Here is a 378-nt window from a genome sequence, read left to right as displayed (position 1 = left end):
CTTCGTCGTCGCTGCGGTCAGTACCGCGGCGGGGGCACGTCGTCGCGTCCGCGACGCTGGCCGTTGACGATGAGCGAGATGATCAGTCCGAGCGCGCCGACGGCGATCAGGATGTACCCGACCATCGTGAGGTCGACCGCGTCGATCGAGTCGCGGACGGCGAACGCGAGGATCGCTCCTACCGCGAGCAGGAACAGGGATCCGCCGATCTGCATGGTGCCTCCTGAGGTCAGCCGCGGGGGAGCGGCGGTGGGGTCCAACAGATCGACGATGGCACGGTAGTGCCACCTCTGCACGTCGGTGCGCCCATCACTTCCACCAGATGTGCGCACGTGTTCGGCTGATTCAGGCGATTCGAGCCGAGCAAGTGCGCACATC

General features: G+C 66.4%; 1 protein-coding gene. It reads right to left on the bottom strand.

The genetic code is table 11. The annotated features are described in order from the left end of the window. Positions 1 to 17: 17 nt before the first annotated feature. Positions 18 to 215, bottom strand: coding sequence for a DUF6458 family protein (locus ABD127_RS05750; RefSeq protein ID WP_344198654.1), 198 nt, complete (start codon positions 213 to 215; stop codon positions 18 to 20). Between the last annotated feature and the right edge of the window lie 163 nt (positions 216 to 378).

The organism is Aeromicrobium alkaliterrae, from assembly GCF_039529015.1.
GTDB lineage: Bacteria > Actinomycetota > Actinomycetes > Propionibacteriales > Nocardioidaceae > Aeromicrobium > Aeromicrobium alkaliterrae.
This window is presented reverse-complemented; position numbering and strand designations above follow the sequence as displayed.

Excerpts from the sequence above, each read along its gene's own strand:
- ABD127_RS05750 (WP_344198654.1), bottom strand. The coding sequence starts at position 215 with ATGCAGATCGGCGGATCCCTGTTCCTGCTCGCGGTAGGAGCGATCCTC.